This is a genomic window from Moorena sp. SIO4A1 (genome assembly GCF_010672065.1).
Classification (GTDB): domain Bacteria; phylum Cyanobacteriota; class Cyanobacteriia; order Cyanobacteriales; family Coleofasciculaceae; genus Moorena.
The window spans coordinates 69,297-93,436 of the sequence record NZ_JAAHHX010000007.1 but is presented as its reverse complement, the minus strand read 5'-3'; the positions used below and the strand labels follow the sequence as shown (position 1 = coordinate 93,436).

Genomic DNA, 24,140 nt, shown 5'->3' with positions numbered 1-24,140 from the left:
TCTGCCAAGCCTTGTCTTAGCAGAGAGTAAGCACCCCGCTCTTTCCCAGAGGGGGTTTCCCCACTGCCGTGAAGACTGATGAATCAGGTAAAACTCTCAGAAAATAAGCCAAAAAATCGCACTGTGGCTGAGCTGGTGGAAGAGATTACTGCTCTGACCACCGAAATTCAACAGTTGTACTGCTTAGACGCAATTCCCTGGGTTATAGGGTATAGTGGTGGCAAGGATAGCACCGCCACTCTACAGCTGGTATGGAATGCGATCGCAGCTCTGCCACCAGAACAGCGAACTAAGACTATCTATGTCATCACTACAGACACCTTAGTAGAGAATCCGATTGTTTCAGCTTGGGTTCGCAATTCCCTAAAACAGATTAAGTTGGCAGCTGAAGCTCAAGGATTGCCCTTTGAACCCCATCTCTTACAACCGGAGGTTAAAGAAACCTACTGGGTAAGTTTAATTGGCAAAGGTTACCCAGCCCCACGGGGGAAATTTCGCTGGTGTACTGAACGTTTGAAAATTAAACCCTCTAACCGTTTTATTCGGAATGTTATCCGATCTAGTGGAGAGGCTATTGTTGTTTTAGGCACTCGCAAAGCTGAAAGCCAACAACGGGCAAGACGGATGAAAAAAATGGAAGCTAAACGAGTACGTGATCGTCTAACTCCTAATATGAATTTACCCAACTCGTTGGTTTATAGCCCCATTGAAGATTGGCAAAATGATGAGGTTTGGCTCTATCTCATGCAATGGGAAAACCCTTGGGAATACAGCAATAAAGATCTATTTGCTATGTATCGAGGGGCTAGTGCTGATAACGAATGTCCATTAGTTGTGGATACCTCTACTCCTAGTTGTGGTAGCTCTCGTTTTGGTTGCTGGGTTTGTACACTGGTGAGTCAGGATAAATCCCTGACAGCGATGATTGATAATGACGAAGAGAAGGAATGGCTGGAACCTCTACTGGATTTGCGAAAGGAGTTGGAGCCTGGAGAAAACCGTGAGCGACGAGATTTTAGACGTAGCAATGGTAATGTCCAACTGTATGAACGGAATTTAGATGGACAAATCTCTGTTGAGCCAATTCCTGGTCCTTATACCAAAGAAGCACGGGAGTATTGGCTGAGGCGATTGCTTACTGTTGAAACTGAAATTCGTCAGAATTGTCCAGACAATATGGGGGACATCACCTTGATTAGTCAAGAGGAACTTAGTGAGATTCGTCGCATCTGGCTAGAAGAAAAACACGAATTTGACGACAGTTTGCCCCGCATCTATGAGGAAGTTACTGGTGAACCTTTCAAAGACATCCGTCCTGGCGCTGAAAACCATCTGCTTGGTGTTGATGAGTGGCAGGTCTTAGAAGAAATCTGTGACAATGATGCTATGCATCTCGAACTAATGGCAAAACTGCTAGACACAGAACGCCAGTATGTGACTAGGTCTCGTCGTATTGGTATCTATGAGGCTTTGGAGCGGTGCTTTGATACTAGTTCTCGGTCTAAAGAAGATGCGATCGCTAATGCTCACTTGAAACGAGATTTAAAAACAGCTGCTGATGAAGGGGATGTTGACACTGTCAAGCAGCTGGCTTGGGCAAATTTAAAATTTCCAGTCCAAAATTCGTAATCCTTAAAACTGGAGTAACTTATGATACAGGCTTTGGATAGATTTAATGAGATATTAAATTTCTGGTTTGGTAAGCCGGACGAACCCGAATATGGCAAATCCCGCAAAGTCTGGTTTACTAAGAACCCAGATTTTGACCAAGAAATGCGATCGCGTTTCCTCGACATCTATCAACAAGCCGTGACTGGGGAGTTAGATAATTGGCAAACATCACCCTATAGCTGCCTAGCGCTAATTATCCTATTCGATCAGTTTCCTCGCAATATGTTTCGGGGTCAACCCCAAGCTTTTGCTACTGATTCCAAAGCCTTGTCTACTGCCCAGTATGCTGTTGATCGAGGCTTTGACAAAGAACTCTTACCAGTCCAGCGCTGGTTTATCTACTTACCATTTGAGCATAGCGAAAATATCGAACATCAGCGCTACTGTGTTGAATTATTCTCGACTCTTAAAGATGATCCCGATAGTGCCAGTACCATTAATTATGCCTATCGTCATCTAGAAGTGATTGAACGTTTTGGTCGCTTTCCCCATCGCAATAAAATCCTTGGTCGGGTTAATACTCCAGAAGAGGAGGAATTTATAAAGCTGCCCGGTTCATCTTTTTAGCGTTAATTATTTAGACTTAATCGTTGAGATTTAACGGTAAACGATTAACACCAACTATAGCGTTTATCATAGTTATGAGGTACACATACTTTTTTCTCTTTTCCCTGTTCCCGATTCCCGATTCCCGATTCCCGATTCCCGATTCCCGATTCCCTGTTCCCTGTTCCCTGTTCCCTAGAAAATTCATACTTGATAAATCCTGTGATTTTCCTTGAACTTGTCCTAGAAAACTTTGGCCCCTATCTCGGGCGTCAGGTAATCAATCTCTGTCCAAAAAGAGATGATAACTCTCGACCTATTATTCTAGTCGGTGGTATGAATGGTGGCGGCAAAACCACTATGATGGATGCGATTCGTCTGGCTTTATATGGACACCGCGCTCAATGTTCCACCCGTGGCAATTTGAGTTATAGCGACTTTCTAACTCAGTCAGTCAATCGCAATGCCTTACCTATTGACAACACCCGAGTGGAATTAGTTTTTGAACATATTGAGAACGACCAGCCGATGGAGTATCGGATTGTACGCACTTGGACAAAAAAACCGAAAGATGGTAAGGATAACTTAGGTATTTTAGAGGGAGACTGGCTGGATTCTGCCCTAACCAATACCTGGGACGAGTACATTGAAAATCTGTTGCCCTTAGGAATATCAAACCTATTTCTTTTTGATGGGGAACAGGTTAAAGAACTAGCAGAAGTGGAAACACCACCCCCGGTTGTTGTGGAAGCGATTCGATCATTACTTGGTCTAGAACTTGCTGACCGCTTAGCCATTGACCTTGATATTTTAGTGACGCGCAAACGCAAATCTATGGCGAATCAACAGCAACTTGCTAATTTGGAAGATATCGAAAAAAAGCTTTCCTCTCAACAATCAGACTATGAGCTAGCTAAACAAGAGTTATGTAGTATTCAAGAACAGCTAGAACAAACCAGGGAAAAACAGCAACAAGCTTTTGATAAATTTGTCTGTGATGGTGGTAAAATAGCAGCCCAACGGAACCAACTAGAGAGTCAGCTAAATTACTACAATACTAAAGTTGAACAAATTCGTGAACAGATGAGGGAATTAGCAGCTGGTATTTTGCCTCTATCGTTAATTGAACCCCTACTCACCCAAGCTCAAGCTCAAGCAGAAAAAGAATCGCGGGCATCACAGGCTAAACTAGCTAGAGATATTTTACAACAGCGTGATCAACGTCTGGTAGATTTATTGACTGCCCTCAAGTTGCCTGCTAAAAAATTTGATAAAATTAAAGCGTTCTTGGGAAAAGAAAATCAACAAATAGAGCAAGAGGCTGGGGAGGTTAAAGACCCTTGGTTAGGAGCTGAGGAAGAAATGTTTCATTCCCTAACTAATCTCCTGACTTACTACCAACCAACTCAAAAGCAATTAGCTGAAGAGCAATTAGCTAAGCGCAAAAATCTGGAAGCAGATATTAATGCTACTAAACGACAACTAGCAACAGCTGCTCCTCCGGAATCCTATCAAGAACTCGAAGATGCACTAAAACAGGCACAAACGGAATTGGCTCAAGCTCAAGCAGCGATAGTGGGTTTTGTGATTATCCCCCTCTAAATCAGCCAGAAACTTTCCTAAACAGCGAATCCCATTACCACACATCTCTGGTTCAGAACCATCAGAGTTGAAAATCCGCATCGTATAGTCAGTACCGTCTTGTCCTGGCAGGGCAAAAATAACACCATCTGCACCGATTCCAAAATTGCGATCGCATAGCTGCAGTGCTTGCTCTGAGGTTATTCTGGGTTCCAGGTCATCCCGATTATCAATCAGAATAAAGTCATTCCCAAGTCCATGGTACTTTGTAAACTCCATAGTAAACTCCCTATTAATCGGCTCTGGTGCTATGGTAATTCTTTTGCAGCCTTTTGTTTAAGTTTCGCGAATTTTCCTCGATTTAGCTACCGACTGATTAAAATACTTTTTCTGATTATGCTGCCCAAAACGCCAAAAACCCTCCTGGCCAAGTATGATTGGTTATGATTGGTAGGGTTCCCACGCATTCCACGATTTTTTGTGATTATGGCCCAATTCGATACCGGCTTGCCCAGTATTAGTCAAATTCAAGGCTATATCAAAGACCAACAACTCCTAGAGCTAAAACTTCTTACCGGGGATTCCTTCAGGGGGAAGTTGTGCTGGCAAGATCAAAACTGCCTGTGTCTGATCACTCAAGATCAGCAGACCATCATGATCCCTCATCATGCGATCGCTTATCTAAAGCCACAAGCAGCTCAAGGCTAAAGCTTTAAGGCTCAAGGCTCAAGACTGTTCTTTGAATGCATTCTGCATTCTGAATTCTGCATTCTGAATTCTTCATTCTGAATTCTTCATTTTTGATTTACAACTTATAGCTTAGTCCAGTCAGTAACAAGATAGTTGCGATAATACAGCCCAAGCATCCCAGGGCAAGATTAGTCATATTTGATTGACTTGCTGATGCTAGGGCTGTATTTAGATCCGGTGAAGTTAGACGTTCATAGTTTTTTATTGCCACATTCGCTTCTGGTAAAGAAGATATCAGACTACCGATAAAATAATGTAATCCCACAAAAACTGCTGAGCCCAACCACTGACTTAATACTGAACTATATAGTTCAGTATAGGCCAAGAATAAGGCATTTAAAACATAACATAATACCGTCAGGGATATAGTCCCTAAAAAAAACTTCCACCAGTTTGACTCAAAATCTTCCTCAGTGATATCTTCAAATAATCCTGGGCGCTTCTTTTTCAAGTTATTTTCAAAATACACAAATATCCCAATCCCAATTATACAGATCAACACTCCGATTAATAACCAGTGCCATGTTCTTAATGGGATGTCTTCTGATAAATAATTAAACTGAAAGCCTCCGGTTAGGCACCAATAGGCTATACTGGCAAATCCAAACATACTTAAGGACATAATTGAATGCCAAATTACCAACTTTTTTTCACGATTGATTAGAGTCATGAGATTTAATATCTTATTGAAATCCCTCTTAAAAAACCACTTAAATAAAACAAAGAATGGAGCAACAAAAAACATAAGATAAATGTTTGCAAAATTTGAGCCTAGTGGGGTAGCTATCCCTCCTAGCCTACCTAATCCCAGTGAGACAAGCATTAAAAGTAACTCAGGATTGTTGGTACTTGAGTTAATCACCAAGGTGCGTTGCTCGCGCCCTAAATAGTCACCAGCAAGACCCGCTGCACAGCTGACCATCAAGTCAGTGGTGTAGGGAATTAACCAAAAGCAAAATGTTACGGCTGTAATTAAAGAAATCACCAGGAAGGGGATTTCACCAATGAAGTCATGGAGCTTGATGATCCAACTGTCCATTAATTTAAACCTCGACTTAGTTTGGCAATCGTGAGTTACCCTTAAAAAAAACTATTTCATAGTTTGGGATTGATTGATATAGAGAATCCATCCACCGAGTTAGCCTAACCGTTAGTGTGATAGACTATCCACCTTAGTTAGATGTCCTTTTATGATGGCACCTGACTCAATCTTCTTTGGTCCCGTTCATCTGCAAACTAGATGGAATTGGAAACACACTGGGCTAAATGATAGTCTATGCCCCAGTAGCTAAAGAATAAAAATCTATAGTCGCGCTTTGTATAAGTCAGTGAAATCACTATCCTCTCATGGCTCACTATCAGGGCTAGAGCACTATTCTCCTTCTAGTCCCACCCCACTTCTGAGTGCAAAGCACCTTGCCAAACGCCTGATTACAACGACAGCAATAGCCCTGGCATCGGGTTTTGTAGCCCTGTGCCAACCAGTGCAAGCTTTACAGGTACAAGTTCAACCAGACAATCCCCAGTTAGGCGATACTTTGTCAGTGGTAATTCAAACGGAAACAGTTGGTTCACCACCAACCGTTTCTATGGGTCAAAAGACCTATCCTACTTTTGCAGCAGGGACAAATCGTTATCGCGCTTTAGTACCCACTACCCCATTAGATAAACCAGGAAAATTGGTTTTACGAGTGGCTGGTGATGGTAAAGTCAACAACATAGCTGTACCACTTCAGAATCGGTCTTTCCCTGTCCAACGCATCTGGCTGTCTGGCAAAGCCTCTGCCCCAGCAACCCAATTTGAATTAAATCGGGTTGCCCAGTTTAAAAAATTATTGACCCCAGAAAAATTCTGGAATGGTAAATTCTATAGACCCAACAATGCTCGTGTCTCCAGTGTTTTCGGTGTTCGTCGCTACTACAACGGTGTCTATGCTAAAAACTACTACCATCGTGGTGTTGACTATGCCGGTCGCTTCGGTTCACCAGTAGTAGCACCAGCAGCAGGAAGGATAGCACTAGTGGGACGAGAGTCTGAAGGTTTCCGGGTTCATGGGAACACCGTAGGGATTAACCATGGTCAAGGGGTACTCAGTATCATGCTGCACTTGAGCGAAATTAAAGTTAAAGAGGGGGATTTTGTTCAAGCTGGCCAGGTCATTGGTACCATTGGTTCTACAGGTGCTTCCACTGGTCCTCATCTACATTGGGGTCTCTATGTTCACGGTAAGTCGGTTGACCCAGTACCCTGGAGATGGGAAGGTATCAATTGACCTGACCCTAGCCCATCACTTAGCTAAACCGCGAGAAGCCCCGCACTTTACCTTCATTGGGTAAGTGTCGTATGGGAAGCGCGGGGCAAGGGTCGGAACGTCGAAATGCCAATGGGCTATACTAGGGACAGTAGGGGAAACAAATTAAGAGCTAACCGCCACCTACTAGCTAAACATAGAACGAGTTGTATTGTTCCGGCGCGGAGGGGCATCCCGGAGACGAAACCGATAGATAGGGTCGCCTTAATCAATAAGATTTAACCTTTTTACCCTAAGCCTACCAACCATAAAGGCGACCCTATCCTTACGGTAACTTCTGACCGTGTCGTTAATAAAGTAACCCGTGTAACCGTTCGCGCAGCGTCGGCGAAAGCCGATATCGTTGGATGGTGTTGGTAAGAAGCCCACGCTGTACCGCGCTTGTCAGCGTCGGGAGTATGTCACCTGGATCACCTATACTATAACTAAGCCAGCACATTTGCTATCATAGATAAATCTAAACATCAAGGGTAAAGGGCTAGCCACTGTTGACGATTTTCTCCAAATATCTTGCAGTATCTACAAAAATAGGTTAGACAATGATTAGTTTTATAGTGTCATTGAAAACATTCTGGTTCCTTGAATTGAAGCCGAAAACCAAAGCAAACCATGATAGTGGTTGCGTTTTCTATTAAACACAGATAATTGCGCCAAGAGCGGAACAAAACCTATCTTGGCCTTGGGAGATACCCCCTGGCTGCTTAAGCAGCTTGCATTAGTGGGCTAAAATCGGCAAAGTAGATTTTGGTAGCTAAAAAGTATCGGTAAACGTAACCGGCAAGAGGGAAAAATTTTCTTTACTCTTGCCCTTTCCCTATTGGTTAGCTGTTAACTTGTCCTTCCCTTAGGATTTAGTGGTTATTGACCACTACTCCATAAATTCCTCGTGTTTGTAGCTAGTCATAGGCTAAAGCCCTATGGCTAACTTACTCCTACTCTTTTTTTGATTTTACTAGGAAATCCCACTAACCACTGACTCCGCTTCACGAAATCCCCCAGATTCACCCATCGGGATCAGCTTAATCAGATAAAGACGAAGCTAAATTCCTAGATTATACTATTAATTATTTTGACCATTAAATCAATAGCTATTAAATCTACTCATGAGAATTGAGCAAATTGTAGAAAAAGCGTTGAAAGATGGCTACTTAACTCCCCTGATGGAGAGTGAGGTCGGTCGCCTTTGTGACACAGCTTCGGAACTCTCCATTGAAGAATATATGGCATTAGACAGACTGATGGGGGCGCTTCTATGTGGTGAGGTGGTTACAGCTGCTCGCAAGCAGTTTATCAATGTCATGGAAGAGTTGGTATTAAGCGAAGCAATTGATCAATTTACCAAGATAGAAGACAAGAGCGATCACTTTCTGGAGCTAGGAGATATTGCTGCCTATGCCCTCAATAGACTGCCCCCTCTCTATGCCACTACCGAAAAAGGTGCTCAATACCAGCGTAAAAGAGCAAAGCAAGACCTAATGGATTTAATTAACCATCAAGTCAAGGATGCCATAGCCAAATATCTAGAGCGACCTGATTTTGGCGGTGATCGCCAAGCAATCGGCAAAAAAAACAGCGATCTGATGGAACAGATTAGTAATATGTTAGAGGAGTTTGCACCACACTTTGAGCCAAAGCCTCAGGGCTCAAATGGATTACGTTGAGTCAGTGTTAACAGGTGATGGTTAAAAATCCCTTTTCAATGGCAATTTTTCGGTTGAGATGTTTAATCTCTCACAATGACTGGTGTTCCTAGACTTACCTGCTCATACAACTGTTTAATATCCTGGTTGAGCATCCGTAAGCAGCCGTGGGAAACCGCTGTGCCGATTAGCTCTTCTTCATCAGTGCCATGAAGCCCGATTTGATGGTGCCCGTCAGACCAAAAACCAATCCACCTTTCTCCTAAAGGATTATCAGGTCCAGGAGGTATGAGTTCACCAGTAATCGGTTCTTTCCAAATAGGGTTGGGTTGTTTGCGAATAATTTTGAAACTGCCAGTGGGTGTATCCCAACCGGGTTTACCAATAGCAATTGGGTGGCTCTGGAGCAATTGTTCTCCCCAGTACAAGTAGACCGTAGTATCACTCAAATCCACAACTACCTGGTAAGTAATAGCAGCAATTGCATCAGTAAAATAAGAGGTGGCTGGTAAAACCTTGGGAATTTTTGATTTCAGTCTCTTTAGCGTTACCTGAGGTTTGATCAGATCTGAGGCTGTTTTTTCGGATGACAACGGTTCCAGTTCTGGGTATACTGAAGAGGTTTTTGTCAGCGTCTTATCTGTATCGAGTCGTGCTATGGTCAACCGAGAGGTTGCTGGCAAGACCTGGCTAATCTCAGGTGTAAGTTGCTTCAGCTTAAGCTGTGGTAGTGTAGCTGAGATTAACAATCCTGCTGACCCAAAGCAAAATATCATTAAGCTAGTGTTAATTGAGTTGCTTATGGCCATAATTAATTTATTTAATAGTTAATTAATTGGAAATGACTAGTTAATTTAATAGTTAATTGGCTGTTTGCTGGCTCAGTCCACTACAAGCGTGAAAATGTAAGATAGACTAGTGCTCGATGAGCGGGAACCAATCGCAGAAGTTGGGAGTCAATGAGAGGAAGAAAGTTTTAGAAGCTATTCCAATCATGAGTCAACCAATTTCTCTATCCTGGTCAACAGAGGTAACACTTCCTCAACTGCCGGTGCAACCTGAGAAACTCTCTAACTATGATTTGGTTTTACGCTGTCAGGAAGGGATGAGTCCTGACCGCACAGCCTTTGCTGAGCTACTACGTCGGTATCAGTCCCACGTGGATAAGATTTTGTATCACTTGGCACCAGACTGGCAAGATCGCTCCGATTTAGCCCAAGAGGTGTGGATTAGGGTTTACCGTAATATTAAACGACTTAATGAACCAGTCAAGTTCAAAGGTTGGTTAAGCCGTATTGCCACCAATCTGTTCTATGATGAGCTCCGCAAACGCAAGCGGGTAGCCCACCCCCTGTCTCTGGATGCACCACGTCATATGGATGATGGCGATATGGATTGGGAAATTGCTTCAGCAGAGCCTGGTCCAGAAGAAGATATGACGACCAGAGAGTTTTATGAGCAACTGCACAAGGCAATATCAGAGTTGCCAGAAGTGTTTCGTACTACCATCATCCTTAGGGAAATCGAAGGTATGGCTTATGAAGAAATTGCCGAAATTACTGGCGCTTCTCTCGGAACCGTTAAGTCTAGAATTGCTAGAGCAAGAGCGAGATTGCAATCTCACCTGCAAGCTTATCTAGATTCCTAAACATCAGTATAGTTACTTAATAATATATCAAATCTTTACAAGGCTTGCTTAATCAGATCTTTATCTAAATCCCATAATTTGAGAAGACAAGCTTGTTCAAATCTTTATCTAAAGCGCCGGATTTCCTGTATTGGTTATTCCCTTAATATAAAAAATATGGGATATCTAGTGTGGGGAGTTTACGATGACTCGTTGGTGATGAGAAAATGACCTCTAAATTTAACCCTGATAACACTTATGGGCAGGAATCTGCCAAAGATATGGATTCCCTCAAACGCAATCGCTTTCAATTAATCAGTGCCTACGTTGATGGGGAAGTAACATCAGCACAGCGCTCTGATGTGCAGCAGCTATTGGCAACTGACCCAGAGGCCAAACGATTATACAATCGACTGCTGATGCTACGTCAGGCATTCCGAACCATGCCCGTCCCACAAACAGAGCAACCAGCTCAAGAACTGGCACAGCAAGTTTTCTCAAAAATTGACCGCCGCCGGAATCGCCGAAAATTTGTTTGGGGTGGTGCTGCCCTTGCTGCCATGTTTGTCGGTGCGGTTTCGATGATTGTGCCTAATGGACCCTCACCAGTGCCACAGATGGCCACTAACCCAACTCCATTGCCAAAAGCAGAACCCCTCAGGATTGCTCTGAATCGACCGCTGCTAGAGATACCATTAGCTCCAGTGTCATCTCCTAGACCGTCAGGGTTAACACCAGAAGTTAATGGAAATGTCAACAATCTTAATTTGAATTAAATTAAATTCAGATAAATGGTTCTTGCCTCGGCTTGGAACTAATCACTGTTTCATTGTTTAGCTTGTAGTTTGCTGATCAACTCATAAAACGGCTCCCAATTATCTTTTTGAGTAATTGGCTCCCAAACTGCCTCAATTACAGGTCTGAGTAAAGCAGTGTGCGGATTCTTATCTCGCAAAAGTGTTGACATATCCTTAAGCTGATCAACTGATAAATTTTGTAAAAGGTGGTGGTATAAATTGCGCCAATCTGCTAGGGAGGAATACTGAGCATCTGACTCCCAAAAAGATTCTCGGCTCATTATCTGAGTAACATCATCTCGCCAACTCTTATCAAACTGTTGGGCTAATTCAGCAAAGAAAGCGTGATAACCAACCTGAGTATCTTGCAGGAACTGAATCGTTAACCTCAATAACTCTGACTCTTCCGACTCTGGCAACTGTTCAAATCCCAGTTTATTCAGCATCAAGTGCCGATAATTGCGGTAATAATGTTTCCCAAACTCGGCTAAACCTGCTTCCATCTCCGATGTTGGGATTACCATCCCTAACGGTTGCTGAAGCATTTCTAAATTTAACTGACAAATTCCAGGTTGATTGCCATAACTGTAGCGCCTGTAATAGTCAAAGTAAGCAGCGGTAAACTTAGGGTCATAGGTGGGGATAAAGGCGAATGGTCCATAATCAAAACTTTCGCCAGTAATCGACATATTGTCGGTATTTAAGACAGCGTGACAAAAACCCGCTGCCATCCACTGGGCTGCCAATCGAGCCACTCGTTCCACCAACTCAGCGTAAAACTGAGCATACTGCTCCTGTTTCTTATCCTCCTTTAGGGGGATTATGCTTGGGTAGTACTGCTCAATCACATGGTCTAATAGCTTCTTGATTAAATCCGGACGCTTAAAGTAATGCAGTCGCTCAAAGGTACCAAACCGGATATGGGAACGGCTAAAACGTACTATAACTGATGAGCGAGTTGGAGAAGGTTCATCACCTCGCCACAGTTGCTCTCCAGTTTCAATCAGGCTCAGACAGCGGGAGGTTAAAACTCCAAGATGGTGCAACGCTTCAGCTGCAAGTACTTCCCGCACCCCTCCTTTGAGGGTCAGTCTACCATCAGCAGTTCGGGAGTAGGGTGTGGTGCCAGAGCCTTTGGTACCGAAGTCGTAAAGTTCCCCATCAATACCTCTTACTTGACCATAGAGAAAACCTCTGCCATCCCCTAGTCTAGGGTTATATTCACCAAATTGATAGCCATGGTAGCGCAGGGCTAAAAAGGGTCGAACTCCCTGAAATTTACCGAAAGCTTGGATAAAGTCTTGGTCGTTAGTGTCTTGGGGATTTAATCCAATACGGGGTAACAATTGGTCGTTACGAAACCGCAGGATATGCCTAGGAAATTCTGCTGCTGCTACTTCGTCAAAATAGTCATATCCGAGGGATTCTAAGGCTGGCTCGTAGTTGAGAGATAGAAACATATCGATCAGGGTTTTGTAGCTGGCACGGGAATAGGTTTGCAAATGAATAGTTTTTTAGTTACCACAAAGACCCAAAAAATCACAAACATCCTAAGATTATAAACGAAGGAAGAAAGTGGATTTGATCTAAGATATGCCTAATTCTATAATGTTCCAGGAAGATGGGTATGTAGTTCTAGAAACTAATCAGCCAGAGGTGATTCTGACTCCAATGGAGTTAAAGTCAAAGTTAATGGCAATCTTGGCAAATCGTCAGGATGATTTGCCAAGGGATTTGCAGCATTTGACTTCTTTGGAGGAGCAAGGACAGTATTTGATGGAGACCAGCTGTGAATTAGATGTAGGACCTGGAGAGTATTTACAATGGTATGTAGTGCGCTTGTAAAAACTATACCGACAACAGAACAGCAACGCTGAGCGCCGATGTCTAGGCAACAACTCGGCGCTCAGCGTCACAGGGCGGTATATGACAGACTGTTTCAACGGAGAATCCCCGTCTAGGTAACAGCGGAGAGCTTTAAAGGTAAGGTCTTTACACGCTGGTGCTTTCTTCGGGTATTGCCACTAGTGCTACATCCACCTGGTCTTCTTCAAGTTCGGTTAAATCTACTCTAATACCAGGTCCAAAGAAGTTTTCCAGTTTTTCCTGCTTTTTGAGCCAAGTCTCAAAAGGAATTAGTGGGGAATCAAATTCGAGAATTAAGGCATAAGCACCATCCACCGAAGTTTCTCGTAACCCCATCAACACAGGTCTTTCTTCATCAGTAGGAGATAAACCAAGGCTTTCCAAGGAACTATCTAGATGGGCTTCTTGACCATAGCGATATCGCATTACGTCTTTGCGAATCTGGTTTTGGATTGGGGTGGCGCTTTGCTCTCGCAGCGTCAGGACTTCAGGAATTGTTGGTTGGCTTAATTCCACAGGCTTTAACTCGGCAGCTTTGAGGGCAAGACCTCCTAGTAGAATCGGAATTCCATAAAAGAATCCCACTAGATTCAGGGTGGCATTATCGGTAGCGTAGGCAACAAAGCCGATTACGGTCAGTAATCCACCAATGACTAGACCTACAGTTCCTAGGGAAGTTCGGGGTAACATTATTTAGCTATGTAACAGAAATAACTCCAGTTTTATTATCATAGAGTGGTGGTCAAGTCATAGAAGTTGACAAAATTACCAATATATGGTTTTGGGTGAATTTTATCCACTCCTATCTGCCCTATCCCCCATCTTCCCATCATTACATCAACCCAATACTCTGATTACTGGCTTGACCGATATTCCCGACTCCAGGCAAGTAAGAACGAATTAATAATTGCACCAAGTCTTTCTCTTAAATACCTTATTCCCCCTTTTTATGATAAAATCTGATCGTTATCATAAAGTTGTAGATAAGAGACAGCCAAAAATGGAGTTGGAAAAAATTAAGGAGCGAATTACCTTAATCACCAGTAAACGGGAATCCTTGCTACGGCTTCTGGAGCAACCCGATTTGGGTACCCTCAGAATTGATGTTAATCAGGCTCTAGAAGAACTCGATGACCTAATCGATGAATTTAAGCGTACTTTCCCCGAATAGAAAGGCTAACTGATGCCTCAAAAAATTGGCGTTGCTGATTAATGGAATAATTGAGGGTAATGAGGTAATGGGGAAATTAGCCGACTATAATTGCATAATTCCTTAGTTTAGCAGCGCCTTATTCTAGTTTTCGTTTCTCAGCTGATTTTAGCTAGTGGTTGTAGACGGTTAACTTTATCACTCCCCATTTTCCTAACTAAATTAATTAGATCTGAAGTGGCAACATCTTTCCTACAGAAGATATCAACGGGAGCGGTTTGGCTCATTACCTCAATTTGGGGGTCTTCTACTGAAGAGTAGGCAATAATTTTAGTGTCTGGCTCTAGACTTTTGATCCGGGTGGCTGCACTTAGACCATCCATCATAGGCATTTGTAGATCAAGTACTATAACATCCGGGCGATGGCACTCTACCATATCAATGGCTTCTTTCCCGTTACTAGCAAGAGCAACTATCTCAATATTCTCCTGAGCCGAAAATGCTAACTGAAGGCTATATCGAGTTAATTCATGGTCGTCAACTACTAGAACTCGCAAGGCAGGATGCTCACAGGACAACATAGGAAGACGCTGATCATTGTTTGACTTTTTCAGTCTAATAAGTTAGATTGTAACATTTTATCTACCTTTCGAGATAATCAACTGATCATTTCATGAATTTATTACATTGACTACAATATCAATTTACATTGATACATATAACCTGATGTGACATACTCCCCACCTTGCCATCCTCACAGGGCTAGGTTTTTTACATTTGGGTTGAGACTTATGCAAGAGGTCTATTGATGATGTGTCCGAACCGTTAAAACTTGGGGGGGTGTCGAGTCTGGTGGATAGAGAAAATCGACTTGCACCAGCCGTTGCTCAAGGGGTGGCATCTGCAACCTCACTAGGGTATCCCCCTGCTCACCACGCCGTTGTACCAAATGCACATAGCGCGTCCGAGGTAAACCTTGATCATCCTTATAGCTCAATTGCACTGTCCCTCGGAAAAATATTTGCTTAGCTGGTGCCTTTAAAAACCTTAATCCTCCCTGGATTTGATCCTGTTTAATCGGTGTCTCAAGAGCCAGAGTGACCGTTTGAGTATCCCGGGTGGGATTAATCAGTGGCAAGGTCAGGCTGTATTGCACCCCATAGTTACCATGGGCAAAATAGGCGGTATCTGGATAACGGACTAACATCGGCGCACTCTGAATTTGACCAGTACCTAACCTGCCGTGATGGAGGGTACTCAGTCCGTAGGAAAAGGCTTTTCCCGGTTGCGGAATAGTTAGAGATTGAGCAGTAGGATTATCCACTAACTGAGCTTGCCATCTAGAGCCTCGGGCTACTCCTGCCACTCGACCGTAGATAATTGAACCAGTAGTAGCAATCGGATCAGTCGGGGCGCGATCGCGTGGTCCAGCTAACTCCCCTTGCTCTAATAAATCCTGCCATTGAGCTATAGTAGGAGAGCGTTCATTCCCATCAGTATCTAAAGGTGCATACTTGGCAAGACTGGCGGCGTATACCTTTCCATCACTGTATAACCGCATCAACGTTGAGCGACCATTAATCGGTGGTGTCAAGGTTCGCACTGGAATTGGCAGATTCAGCAACATGCGGCTTTGCTGAGCCTGAATCACCAATTGGGCAGGAAATCCGTCTTGCCTACCTCCACGGAGGATATCACTCATCACTCGGCTACCAGGCCCAGCATAAACTCTACCGGAAGAATTATCTACTTGGGAGGGTAATTCGATAAATGGTGCATCAGGCTGACTCAGGTAACTAGCTGCCTCAATAATATCTACTGTTACTGCTTCTTTGCCCGGATTGTGGAGGATAATCCCTAGATAGAGGGTGCGCAAATCATCTAGGGTGGGTGCTTTGGCAACATGGTGGGCAAAGATATCAAAGCGCCCCTGAAATGGAAAGTTTAAGTGAGCCCCTGGATTGGCTTTGTCAGAAGGGGGAAATGTGGACAGTAAAATTCCTTCAGTCTGTACTAGTTCGGGACTGTTGCTGTTGAATACGGGTACATTATCTAGTTGTCCTGCTAGAGGGCGTATTTCTTGGAGTTGCACGATTTCTACTTGAGGTGTTGGTGCTGGGGTCGTTTGAGCCAGGGTGAAATTTAGTAAAAATGGCAGCATGGATAATGGGGTTTTAATTAAACCAAACTTGGTTAAACCACAAAGACGCGAAGAGGCCAAGATTTGGATCAGGGTGCCATCTGCTAAGTTCAGAAACTCTGTTAGTTACAGGTTTTTAGTCACAGGTGTTGGCTAACTGGGAATTCTGAGTTTTAGTGATGTCAGCTGGAATTTTCCAGTATGGCATGGGAATATATTGAATCTATAACTATGACTTTTCTTTACCACCAAGTTTCCCTTGCCCAACTTTCCACCAAGGCACGTTCTGATCGCACACGCTGGCAGTCAGGAACTGAATTAGCTATGGTTACCTATGGGGAAGTGTCTCTTGGTTTTATTGTCCCTCTGGAAATTCTAACTGCTTTGCCCACTGAGGCGGTTGCTGGAATGCCCCTAAAAGAACTACAGCGTTGGCTGTTTAGAAATCGGGAAGGATGGCTGGAAGGGATTATGGATGCTTTGACTCTCACTTACAAAAAACAGGAGGTACTCGGGTTGCTCCACCCTCGCTACTCAAATCAGTTATCAGAGCTAGTCATAAGTAGACAATCGGCTTAAACCAGTGAGTATTTCAAGAAAATCCCACGTCAGCAGCAAAACGCGATGTTCCGTTCGCGTTCGCGTAGCGTGGCCTACGGCCAATCGCGTAGCAGCGACCGGGCCATAATCGCATTTTTAGGTATTGCCTATTTGCGGTATGATATCACAATTTATGAGCAATTTATGAGCAATTTATGAATTCCCTCTTCCAGTTCCTTCCCCCTGTTAAGCATTTTGAAGTTAAAATAACTAGTTATTTTAACTAGTTATCATAGTCAGCAAAATACCCATGTTTAAGGAGGTAAAAAGGACTCCATAGACTACTAAGAAACAACTCCATTTGGCAAGCTGCAATTAAATCAGACTGGATAGCACCACCATGTTTGAGCCAGTGAAAGGTAATTTTGCGCAAATCGTTGGTCATGTAAGCCAGAGTTGCCAACGGTCTTAGCCAAGGTTTTACACTCAACATCCGGGTGACATGACGACTTAAACCAATCCCACGGAAAAATGGAATTAAATACTCACGTCTCAGACGCCAGCTAGGGATTTTGTGCTCAATTTCCATAGCAGGATTGTACCAGATTTCCCAGCCCTTAGCTTGGATACGAGACAACATCTCTAAATCTTCCCCAGTTAACATACTGCTCTTAGTACGCCCAGTCAAAATAGGCCGAGAGGGCATACTCTCTAACCAAGCTTGTTTTCGCACAACCAACCCAGCTGAAGGCGGTAGTAATTTTTTGTGAGGTTCATAAAGTAATGGCTCACAGCCACGTTCAGTGATTGCTAAAAAGGGCGCAAGTTTATCAAAATTTGCTGGAGGAGTGACTTCAAAAACACCATGGATTTGACTACCATAAGCACCAGAAGTAGGGTGAGATTTGCCAAAGGCGTAAGCAGCAGCTATCCAAGACATTGATGGAATCGTGTCATCGTCTAGGAAGCCCACTAGTTCACCTCTGGCTTCCTGAATGGCACGGCATCTGGCATAAGCTGCCCCTTGTTTCGGTTCAAAACAATACCTCAAGGGATATTGCGTTGGCCAATTGGCTTGATAAGCCTCAACAAGCTTAGCAGTCCCGTCAGTGCTGTTGTTGTCAATAACAATAACTTCCCAGTTCAGTTGGTCTTGCTGGCAACAGTCTCGCAGTCGGTCTAAGACTTCTGGTAAACGCTTCTGACCATTGTATGTTGGGATGGCAACAGTTAACTCCATAACCATAGTTTTTTTTTCCAGTGTAGAAAAATAACCCTAACTAATTATTATTGTGAATATTCCCAAGTGTTGAACAAAATTATCTCTCTCTGAGGATAGAAATTGTTATTGTTTTAGGAAATTTAACCGATACTTTAAACGGTGCTTATCCACTAGGCGCGCCCATGCTACCCTTTACCCACTCCTGACTCCTGGACAAAGTTAGTTATATCGAACTGATGTTACTAGTCAGCGCCTTTTTTTTTGGAAAAGTACTATGGCAGTTTTTACTAAAATCTTCAAATCTAGCCATAATGACCAATTTTACATGTACAAAGTATCTAGATGTACCACTTCTTCAAAGCGATGCAGCAAGGGAACAGGGGGTTTCCACGGGGCAAACAGCGGTGCGGACGCAGGTTCCGCACACAGACCCATGCGCCATGAGCGACTGCATCAAGACAAGACGTAATATCGGAACGACCGGACACTTGCAAAAGTCCCGTTATTCCTGGTAAAACTGCATGACGTATAAAGTGGTGTTCAGATAATTTATTGACATCTATGATTGGCAATTATCTAAAATAAATTTTTTTTTTAAAAAATAACGTTAAGTATTTTGTGAATTTAATCTAGGCTATAACGGTATATTTTTGATCAATTATTAATTTTGTTTAAAAAACTATACACCATATTTTATTTCATTACGAGCTTATATATCTTTATGATTAACCTGAACATAATCATAATAACTTAGAACTTATCACCTGCAAAAAAAAGATATTTTTGTCAATTTTAAACCTTCAATATACCATCATATATGGTATATTTTTTACTGAAATATAGGCAATAATACTGCCTTATTTGCGAAGCGTTTATTAAACTAATATGCTCTATAAGTAGTCGGACATAAATAAACGGTAGTGTTTCAAAAACTGTAAAATCAGTGTAACCTTTACCCCAAAAGGTTTTGGATCTATTTACAAAACTTTATACAGCACCAAAAACTTTTGTCCGACTACTTATCATGGAAAAAAAACATAATTTAACTTAAAAAAAACAAAAATATCCTGATCGTTTAAAATCAAAAACACAATAGCAAATTTTTAACCCAACAATTTATTCATGTCAACACTATTTTAGTATTTCAATAATTCTATGAATATATAATTTTAAACTTTCTGTGGAGAATATGTGAAATTTTTGATGAGAGTTTATTTACGGTAAATTCACTACAGCCACAAATGATTTTTTGAGTTAAGCTGGTGATGATTAACTCCTATGCAAACTTCCCAGTTTGCATGGGAGATTTTCTGGGGAAGCAATATCTACCAAAATTGCCCACATTACGTTACAGGAAAAGTAAAAAATGACGGAACCAAAGAGAGCGCTAATCACTGGAATTACAGGTCAAGACGGTTCCTACTTGAGTGAGTTGTTGCTAGAAAAGGGCTATGAGGTTCACGGTATTATCCGAAGGACCTCCACCTTCAACACAGATCGCATTGACCATATCTATGTAGACCCCCACAATCAAAACGCACGGTTCTTCTTACACTACGGTGATTTGACTGATGGTGTGACCCTACGCCGGATCTTAGAGGCGGTTAAGCCATCGGAAATTTATAACTTAGGGGCTCAATCCCATGTTCGGGTCAGTTTTGACTCCCCAGAATATACCGTTGACTCGGTGGGAATGGGTACTCTCCGACTTTTGGAAGCGATTCGGGACTATCGTCAGCGCACCGGTATCGACGTGCGTTTCTATCAAGCTGGTTCTTCTGAGATGTTTGGCAAGGTACAGGACATACCCCAAAAGGAAACCACTCCATTTTATCCCCGCTCTCCCTATGCCTGTGCTAAGGTGTATGCTCACTGGCAAACTATAAACTATCGTGAATCCTACGGCATGTTTGCCTGCAATGGTATACTGTTTAACCACGAATCACCCCGTCGAGGGGAAACCTTTGTCACCCGCAAGATTACCCGAGCAATTGCCCGAATTGTCGGAGGTCAGCAGAAAAAACTCTACCTGGGTAATCTTGATTCTAAGCGAGACTGGGGTTACGCGAAGGACTATGTCAAGGCCATGTGGCTGATGCTCCAGCAAGACAAACCAGATGATTATGTGGTAGCTACTGGTGAAACCCACTCAGTTAAGGAGTTTTTAGAGATTGCCTTCAAATATGTAAATCTGGATTGGAATAATTATGTGGAGTTTGACGAGCGTTATTTGCGCCCTGCTGAGGTAGATATACTGATTGGTGACCCCACCAAGGCAAAAAAGGCACTAGGTTGGGAGCCATCTGTAACCTTTGAGGAGTTGGTAGCCTTAATGGTAGAAGCGGATTTACAAGCTTTGGGTCTGTCGAGCGCTAACGGCAAGAGTACTAAACCGTTGAATGATCAAGCCTATATCCGTCAAGGTGTAGCTACAATGGTTGACTAATCCGTTAGTCTATGACTGACTGTGAAGGTAGCATCGTTGGTGCAAGCGAATACATCAGCAACCACAAATCCGGATCGATAGGATTTGTGTTGAATAATGACTTAGTATATTCCTGCTTGCATTGCGATGCACCAGACGGTGATAGTTCTCCAAAAGCTAGGCAAGGATGACAAATAAATGGAAAGTTTAGATCTTAGTAATAAGAGGATTCTAGTTACTGGTGGAGCTGGATTTCTAGGACGTCAGGTAGTAGATCAGTTGTGTAAAGCTGGAGCGGATGCACAGAAGATTACTATTCCGCGATCGCTTGATTATGACCTGCGTTCTTTAGAGAACTGTCAAAGAGCTGTGGATCAGCAGGATATCATCATTCATCTTGCTGCTCACGTTGGTGGCATTGGTCTTAATCGAGAAAAGCCAGCTGAGCTATTCTATGACAATTTAATGATGGGTACTCAGCTAATTCATGCCGCCTATGAAGCTGGTGTGGAAAAATTTGTCTGTGTTGGTACCATCTGTGCCTATCCCAAATTCACACCAGTACCCTTTAAAGAGGATAACCTGTGGGATGGTTATCCCGAAGAAACCAATGCCCCTTATGGGGTTGCTAAGAAAGCTCTTTTAGTCCAGCTACAAGCCTATCGGCAACAGTACGGATTCAATGGCATCTATCTGTTACCGGTGAACTTGTATGGTCCGGAAGATAATTTCGACCCCAGCAGTTCCCACGTAATCCCTGCTCTAATCCGTAAAGTCTATGAAGCCCAACAAAAGGGAGAAATGACATTGCCTGCGTGGGGTGATGGCAGTCCTACCCGTGAGTTTCTCTACTCAACCGATGCAGCACGGGGTATTGTGATGGCTACCACGGATTACAATCAGCCAGAGCCAGTTAATTTGGGTACAGGCTATGAAATCTCAATTCGCGATTTAGTTGAGTTGATTTGCGAATTGATGGAATTTAAGGGAGAAATTGTCTGGGAAACTGATCAACCCAATGGTCAGCCTCGCCGTTGTCTGGATATTGAACGAGCCAAGCAGGAGTTTAACTTCACTGCTGAGATGGAGTTTAAGCAGGGGTTGAAGAATACTATCGACTGGTATCGACAACACGCTAGCTAAATCTACCCAAACCCATTGTCGGTAGGGGCGAAGTATTTGTACCTGGATATGTAGCTTAAACAGTAGCTCTAACAGTTCCAGTTTGTATACAAATGCTTCGCCCTCGAAGGCTAAAGCCAGACAGACTTTAGTAGAATAGTAATCAAAATACAATTTATATCCTGTCTGGAAGCATTAAGAGTGTAAGGTTTAGTAATTAGTAAAGGGCAACGATGAATTGTGATTACTCCCAACCCATTACCCCTTACCGAAAAAAACTTGGTAAATTAACACTAAAACTAAATATACATGATAGTATTTTTTTGATGATTGTTAATAACAATAACTTAATCAAGTATAATCAATCAATATTATAATTTATTTTAATTTATAGAGCATCTAACTATAGATAGATTTATAAAAAAAATACCTAGCTTCTAACGGTGAAAAAAGGGTGAGTAATCTACTAATTTTTTGTCGGTGACTATTAAAATTTTTTCCTGAGCAATTATTATGGAAGCTATAGATTATTCAGAAGAAATAGATTTTCATAAATACTGGCTAGTTTTCAAACGGCGTTTTTTGCCAGCAACCCTAGCCTTTGCTGGTTTTTTTGGTCTTGCAGCATGGTATGCATTCTCTCAAAAAACTGTTTATTTAGCAGCAGCTCAACTGTTGTTAAAGACAGATAATTCTTCTTTGACCGGGGTTGATAATTCAACTGGCACTATTGATAATGTGGCTCGCAAGAGGGACCCTTTATCTACGGAAGTAGAAATTATTATTTCCAGACCAATTATAGAAAAAACCATCAAAACTCTCAACCTCAGGGATAAAAACGGTGAATTTATCTCTCCTGAGTTCATTTTAAAAGAACTCAGTGTCAAACCAATTCCGGGGACAGACATCTTAACTATTTCCTATGAATCCTTTGATCCTACTTGGGCAGAAAGGATCGTTAACACACTGATTAAGGTTTACATAGAGAATGATCTCCAAACTAACCGAGCGGAAGCTGTCGCTGCTCGTGACTTTATTGAGAAACAACTCCCAAAAGTTGAAGCTACTGTCAGCCAATCAGAAGCGGATTTACGTAAATTCAAAGAAGCTAATAAAGTACTAGACCTGCAACAAGAAGCTAACATTGCAGTCGAGTCGATTGCCAAATTAGAGGACGAAATTTCTCAACTTCAGGCTCAGTTAGCACAGATAAATGCTGAGTCTAAGGGCTTGCGCAATAAGATCGGTCTGGATACACAGCAAGCTGTGGCAGCTACGTCTTTAAGGCAATCTACTGGGGTGCAGGATGCACTGAAACAACTCCAAGAGATACAAGCTCAGTTAGCAGTGGAGCGCACCCGCTTCAACGATGAATACCCAACAGTGGCTCAGTTGGCTTTTCAGGAAGCTGCACTATTAAAATTACTAAAAGAGCGAATAGCACAAGTCATTGGTAGCCAACAATCAGCGCCACCGGTTAAGAGTTTGTTAGAGTTTGGACCAATCCAGCAACAACTGACTGCAGAACTGGTTCAGTCCGAGGTACAGCGTTTAGGGCTGACTAGCCAACTAGCTGTTCTGAGGAATACTCAGTCGTCTTACAAAGAGCGGTCTAGAGTCCTACCGAAATTAGAGCAGAATCAGCGGGAACTGGAGCGACGGGTAGCTGCTGCACAAGCAACTTACCAAATTTTGTTAAGCAAGCTACAAGAAACTAGAGTTGCGGAAAATCAAAATGTCGGTAATGCCCTTGTGATTTCAGAGGCGATCGTTCCTGAAGAGCCGATTCAAATCCCCATCAACCTGATCCTGGCAGGGGGAGCTTTTGCTGGTATCTTAGTTGCGATCGCTACGGCTTTCTTGATCGACCTCTTAGACAAATCGGTTCATACTCTCAAAGAATTAAAAGAGTTGTTTAGATATACCTTGTTAGGGGTGATTCCAGATTACGGCAAGCTGGTCAGTACCAGCTATTTTGCTGGATCGTCTCAACAGAATGTTTTCCCCATTTTTCCAAGAGATTTGCCCCGCTCTGTCGTCGGTGAAGCCTATCAAATTCTGCAAGCGAATCTGAAATTTATCAGTTCTGATCGACCACTGCAATCGATTGTAGTAACCAGTTCTGTTCCTAAGGAAGGCAAGTCCCATGTCTGTGCTAATTTAGCTGCGGCTATGGCTCAAGTAGGACGCCGGGTGTTACTAATCGATGCTGATCTGCGTTATCCATCTCAACATCATCTGTGGGAACTAACTAACTCCTTGGGTTTAAGTGATATTCTGGTGGGTGAGGCTCAATTTCATCAGGCTAAACGGGAAGTAATGACTGGTCTTGATGTTCTGATGGCTGGGGTAATTCCTCCAAATCCTGTGGCTATTTTGGACTCTCAGAAGATGGCTTTACTGATGCAGAAGTTCTCACGAGAGTATGACTGCGTTATCATAGATACTCCAGCATTAGCTGGTATGGCTGATGCCCCAATTTTGGGCAAAATGGCTGATGGCATTTTACTGGTAGCCCGACCTGAAAAAACAGATTCTGCCAGGGCTAATGCTGCTATGGAAATTCTCAACAGCTCAGGTCAAAATGTTCTGGGGTTAGTTACCAATGGTGTCATCTTCAAGAACGAACCTGACGGCTATATCTACCGCAACAGGGAAAACTATACTACGCCAGATGTCATTCCAAATCCGGTTTAATAAGACTATATTCAAAACAATCAAAGTCCTTGCCTAGACTTGATTTGATGATTT

Annotated in this window: 23 protein-coding genes and 1 pseudogene; 15 read left to right on the top strand and 9 right to left on the bottom strand. The window is 42.8% G+C overall.

The genetic code is table 11. The features are described 5' to 3' along the window. Nucleotides 1-78 precede the first annotated feature (78 nt). The 4 genes from dndC (at nucleotide 79) to dndD (ending at nucleotide 3,819) form a co-directional block, all read left to right on the top strand. Nucleotides 79-1,629, top strand: a complete 1,551-nt coding sequence (gene dndC / locus F6K53_RS06960) for a DNA phosphorothioation system sulfurtransferase DndC (RefSeq protein ID WP_293066096.1) — start codon at nucleotides 79-81, stop codon at nucleotides 1,627-1,629. A 21-nt stretch (nucleotides 1,630-1,650) separates the two neighbouring features. Then, on the top strand, nucleotides 1,651-2,238 hold the full coding sequence (locus F6K53_RS06955) for a DUF924 family protein (RefSeq protein ID WP_293066093.1): 588 nt from the start codon (nucleotides 1,651-1,653) through the stop codon (nucleotides 2,236-2,238). Between the two features lie 74 nt (nucleotides 2,239-2,312). Further along, the gene (locus F6K53_RS06950) at nucleotides 2,313-2,453 is read left to right on the top strand and encodes a hypothetical protein (RefSeq protein WP_293066090.1); all 141 of its coding nucleotides are present in this window, start codon (nucleotides 2,313-2,315) and stop codon (nucleotides 2,451-2,453) included. Beyond that, nucleotides 2,440-3,819 carry a DNA sulfur modification protein DndD gene (gene dndD / locus F6K53_RS06945; protein WP_293080221.1) on the top strand — a complete coding sequence of 460 codons (1,380 nt, stop codon included), beginning with the start codon at nucleotides 2,440-2,442 and terminating at the stop codon, nucleotides 3,817-3,819. The genes F6K53_RS06950 and dndD overlap by 14 nt, the downstream gene beginning before the upstream one ends. Here dndD and dapF read toward each other — a convergent pair. Further along, a pseudogene (gene dapF, locus F6K53_RS06940) lies at nucleotides 3,808-4,077 on the bottom strand (diaminopimelate epimerase); the annotation flags it as partial. The gene dndD and the pseudogene dapF sit on opposite strands and share 12 nt — an antisense overlap. Nucleotides 4,078-4,284: 207 nt before the next feature. Between dapF and F6K53_RS06935 the strand changes: the two are divergent. Next, a complete protein-coding gene (locus F6K53_RS06935; RefSeq protein ID WP_293019611.1) occupies nucleotides 4,285-4,506 on the top strand; it encodes an RNA-binding protein hfq in 222 nt (73 codons plus the stop codon). Nucleotides 4,507-4,603: 97 nt separating this feature from the next. Here F6K53_RS06935 and F6K53_RS06930 read toward each other — a convergent pair whose 3' ends face one another. Beyond that, nucleotides 4,604-5,470, bottom strand: a complete 867-nt coding sequence (locus F6K53_RS06930; protein ID WP_293080219.1) for a hypothetical protein — start codon at nucleotides 5,468-5,470, stop codon at nucleotides 4,604-4,606. A 406-nt stretch (nucleotides 5,471-5,876) separates the two neighbouring features. On the opposite strand from F6K53_RS06930, the gene F6K53_RS06925 reads away from it, so the two are divergent. Both F6K53_RS06925 and F6K53_RS06920 read left to right on the top strand, forming a co-directional pair. Further along, the gene (locus F6K53_RS06925) at nucleotides 5,877-6,821 is read left to right on the top strand and encodes a M23 family metallopeptidase (RefSeq protein ID WP_293072432.1); all 945 of its coding nucleotides are present in this window, start codon (nucleotides 5,877-5,879) and stop codon (nucleotides 6,819-6,821) included. Nucleotides 6,822-7,963: 1,142 nt separating this feature from the next. Continuing rightward, the gene (locus F6K53_RS06920; protein ID WP_293043864.1) at nucleotides 7,964-8,521 is read left to right on the top strand and encodes a late competence development ComFB family protein; all 558 of its coding nucleotides are present in this window, start codon (nucleotides 7,964-7,966) and stop codon (nucleotides 8,519-8,521) included. 62 nt (nucleotides 8,522-8,583) lie between these two features. Here F6K53_RS06920 and F6K53_RS06915 read toward each other — a convergent pair whose 3' ends face one another. Further along, on the bottom strand, nucleotides 8,584-9,309 hold the full coding sequence (locus tag F6K53_RS06915; RefSeq protein WP_293043862.1) for a L,D-transpeptidase: 726 nt from the start codon (nucleotides 9,307-9,309) through the stop codon (nucleotides 8,584-8,586). Nucleotides 9,310-9,494: 185 nt separating this feature from the next. Here F6K53_RS06915 and F6K53_RS06910 point away from each other — a divergent pair, with 185 nt between their 5' ends. Together F6K53_RS06910 and F6K53_RS06905 are read left to right on the top strand one after the other, a co-directional pair. Continuing rightward, nucleotides 9,495-10,148: a sigma-70 family RNA polymerase sigma factor gene (locus F6K53_RS06910; RefSeq protein ID WP_071107622.1), complete on the top strand. Its 654-nt coding sequence runs from the start codon at nucleotides 9,495-9,497 to the stop codon at nucleotides 10,146-10,148. 206 nt (nucleotides 10,149-10,354) lie between these two features. Beyond that, nucleotides 10,355-10,903, top strand: coding sequence for a Fis family transcriptional regulator (locus tag F6K53_RS06905; protein WP_293080216.1), 549 nt, complete (start codon nucleotides 10,355-10,357; stop codon nucleotides 10,901-10,903). Nucleotides 10,904-10,953: 50 nt separating this feature from the next. On the opposite strand, the gene F6K53_RS06900 is transcribed toward F6K53_RS06905, so the two are convergent. Next, nucleotides 10,954-12,393, bottom strand: coding sequence for a YdiU family protein (locus F6K53_RS06900; RefSeq protein ID WP_366511332.1), 1,440 nt, complete (start codon nucleotides 12,391-12,393; stop codon nucleotides 10,954-10,956). Nucleotides 12,394-12,517: 124 nt separating this feature from the next. Here F6K53_RS06900 and F6K53_RS06895 point away from each other — a divergent pair, with 124 nt between their 5' ends. Continuing rightward, nucleotides 12,518-12,769 carry a chlororespiratory reduction protein 7 gene (locus F6K53_RS06895; protein ID WP_044495296.1) on the top strand — a complete coding sequence of 84 codons (252 nt, stop codon included), beginning with the start codon at nucleotides 12,518-12,520 and terminating at the stop codon, nucleotides 12,767-12,769. 147 nt (nucleotides 12,770-12,916) lie between these two features. Here F6K53_RS06895 and F6K53_RS06890 read toward each other — a convergent pair whose 3' ends face one another. Beyond that, nucleotides 12,917-13,480, bottom strand: coding sequence for a DUF2854 domain-containing protein (locus F6K53_RS06890; protein WP_293024414.1), 564 nt, complete (start codon nucleotides 13,478-13,480; stop codon nucleotides 12,917-12,919). 259 nt (nucleotides 13,481-13,739) lie between these two features. Between F6K53_RS06890 and F6K53_RS06885 the strand changes: the two genes are divergently transcribed. After that, the gene (locus tag F6K53_RS06885; RefSeq protein ID WP_293072193.1) at nucleotides 13,740-13,961 is read left to right on the top strand and encodes a hypothetical protein; all 222 of its coding nucleotides are present in this window, start codon (nucleotides 13,740-13,742) and stop codon (nucleotides 13,959-13,961) included. Between the two features lie 137 nt (nucleotides 13,962-14,098). On the opposite strand, the gene F6K53_RS06880 is transcribed toward F6K53_RS06885, so the two are convergent. Both F6K53_RS06880 and F6K53_RS06875 read right to left on the bottom strand, forming a co-directional pair. Further along, nucleotides 14,099-14,497: a response regulator transcription factor gene (locus F6K53_RS06880; protein WP_293024412.1), complete on the bottom strand. Its 399-nt coding sequence runs from the start codon at nucleotides 14,495-14,497 to the stop codon at nucleotides 14,099-14,101. A 245-nt stretch (nucleotides 14,498-14,742) separates the two neighbouring features. Then, nucleotides 14,743-16,101, bottom strand: a complete 1,359-nt coding sequence (locus F6K53_RS06875; protein WP_293024410.1) for a DUF3370 domain-containing protein — start codon at nucleotides 16,099-16,101, stop codon at nucleotides 14,743-14,745. A gap of 210 nt (nucleotides 16,102-16,311) precedes the next feature. On the opposite strand from F6K53_RS06875, the gene F6K53_RS06870 reads away from it, so the two are divergent. Then, on the top strand, nucleotides 16,312-16,659 hold the full coding sequence (locus tag F6K53_RS06870; RefSeq protein WP_229415186.1) for a hypothetical protein: 348 nt from the start codon (nucleotides 16,312-16,314) through the stop codon (nucleotides 16,657-16,659). Nucleotides 16,660-16,903: 244 nt separating this feature from the next. Here F6K53_RS06870 and hpsE read toward each other — a convergent pair whose 3' ends face one another. Both hpsE and F6K53_RS06860 read right to left on the bottom strand, forming a co-directional pair. Beyond that, nucleotides 16,904-17,866: a hormogonium polysaccharide biosynthesis glycosyltransferase HpsE gene (gene hpsE, locus F6K53_RS06865; protein WP_293080213.1), complete on the bottom strand. Its 963-nt coding sequence runs from the start codon at nucleotides 17,864-17,866 to the stop codon at nucleotides 16,904-16,906. Nucleotides 17,867-18,180: 314 nt separating this feature from the next. Continuing rightward, on the bottom strand, nucleotides 18,181-18,414 hold the full coding sequence (locus tag F6K53_RS06860) for a hypothetical protein (RefSeq protein WP_293024404.1): 234 nt from the start codon (nucleotides 18,412-18,414) through the stop codon (nucleotides 18,181-18,183). A gap of 794 nt (nucleotides 18,415-19,208) precedes the next feature. Between F6K53_RS06860 and gmd the strand changes: the two genes are divergently transcribed. The 3 genes from gmd (at nucleotide 19,209) to F6K53_RS06845 (ending at nucleotide 24,086) form a co-directional block, all read left to right on the top strand. Continuing rightward, nucleotides 19,209-20,288, top strand: coding sequence for a GDP-mannose 4,6-dehydratase (gmd, locus tag F6K53_RS06855; RefSeq protein ID WP_293067481.1), 1,080 nt, complete (start codon nucleotides 19,209-19,211; stop codon nucleotides 20,286-20,288). Nucleotides 20,289-20,465: 177 nt separating this feature from the next. Beyond that, complete coding sequence (locus F6K53_RS06850; protein WP_293024400.1) at nucleotides 20,466-21,410, top strand: GDP-L-fucose synthase; 945 nt, start codon at nucleotides 20,466-20,468, stop codon at nucleotides 21,408-21,410. 492 nt (nucleotides 21,411-21,902) lie between these two features. Continuing rightward, complete coding sequence (locus F6K53_RS06845) at nucleotides 21,903-24,086, top strand: polysaccharide biosynthesis tyrosine autokinase (protein ID WP_293067485.1); 2,184 nt, start codon at nucleotides 21,903-21,905, stop codon at nucleotides 24,084-24,086. The last annotated feature ends 54 nt before the right edge of the window (nucleotides 24,087-24,140 follow it).

What these genes read in the sequence shown, in the direction of transcription:
- F6K53_RS06905 (WP_293080216.1), top strand. Translation starts at nt 10,355, where the DNA reads ATGACCTCTAAATTTAACCCTGATAACACTTATGGGCAGGAATCTGCC.
- F6K53_RS06955 (WP_293066093.1), top strand. Translation starts at nt 1,651, where the DNA reads ATGATACAGGCTTTGGATAGATTTAATGAGATATTAAATTTCTGGTTT.
- F6K53_RS06910 (WP_071107622.1), top strand. Translation starts at nt 9,495, where the DNA reads ATGAGTCAACCAATTTCTCTATCCTGGTCAACAGAGGTAACACTTCCT.
- F6K53_RS06930 (WP_293080219.1), bottom strand. Translation starts at nt 5,470, where the DNA reads ATGGTCAGCTGTGCAGCGGGTCTTGCTGGTGACTATTTAGGGCGCGAG.
- F6K53_RS06920 (WP_293043864.1), top strand. Translation starts at nt 7,964, where the DNA reads ATGAGAATTGAGCAAATTGTAGAAAAAGCGTTGAAAGATGGCTACTTA.
- F6K53_RS06885 (WP_293072193.1), top strand. Translation starts at nt 13,740, where the DNA reads ATGATAAAATCTGATCGTTATCATAAAGTTGTAGATAAGAGACAGCCA.
- F6K53_RS06845 (WP_293067485.1), top strand. Translation starts at nt 21,903, where the DNA reads ATGGAAGCTATAGATTATTCAGAAGAAATAGATTTTCATAAATACTGG.
- dndC (WP_293066096.1), top strand. Translation starts at nt 79, where the DNA reads ATGAATCAGGTAAAACTCTCAGAAAATAAGCCAAAAAATCGCACTGTG.
- F6K53_RS06950 (WP_293066090.1), top strand. Translation starts at nt 2,313, where the DNA reads ATGAGGTACACATACTTTTTTCTCTTTTCCCTGTTCCCGATTCCCGAT.
- F6K53_RS06875 (WP_293024410.1), bottom strand. Translation starts at nt 16,101, where the DNA reads ATGCTGCCATTTTTACTAAATTTCACCCTGGCTCAAACGACCCCAGCA.
- F6K53_RS06850 (WP_293024400.1), top strand. Translation starts at nt 20,466, where the DNA reads ATGGAAAGTTTAGATCTTAGTAATAAGAGGATTCTAGTTACTGGTGGA.
- F6K53_RS06890 (WP_293024414.1), bottom strand. Translation starts at nt 13,480, where the DNA reads ATGTTACCCCGAACTTCCCTAGGAACTGTAGGTCTAGTCATTGGTGGA.
- F6K53_RS06870 (WP_229415186.1), top strand. Translation starts at nt 16,312, where the DNA reads ATGACTTTTCTTTACCACCAAGTTTCCCTTGCCCAACTTTCCACCAAG.
- F6K53_RS06895 (WP_044495296.1), top strand. Translation starts at nt 12,518, where the DNA reads ATGCCTAATTCTATAATGTTCCAGGAAGATGGGTATGTAGTTCTAGAA.
- F6K53_RS06915 (WP_293043862.1), bottom strand. Translation starts at nt 9,309, where the DNA reads ATGGCCATAAGCAACTCAATTAACACTAGCTTAATGATATTTTGCTTT.
- hpsE (WP_293080213.1), bottom strand. Translation starts at nt 17,866, where the DNA reads ATGGTTATGGAGTTAACTGTTGCCATCCCAACATACAATGGTCAGAAG.
- F6K53_RS06935 (WP_293019611.1), top strand. Translation starts at nt 4,285, where the DNA reads ATGGCCCAATTCGATACCGGCTTGCCCAGTATTAGTCAAATTCAAGGC.
- gmd (WP_293067481.1), top strand. Translation starts at nt 19,209, where the DNA reads ATGACGGAACCAAAGAGAGCGCTAATCACTGGAATTACAGGTCAAGAC.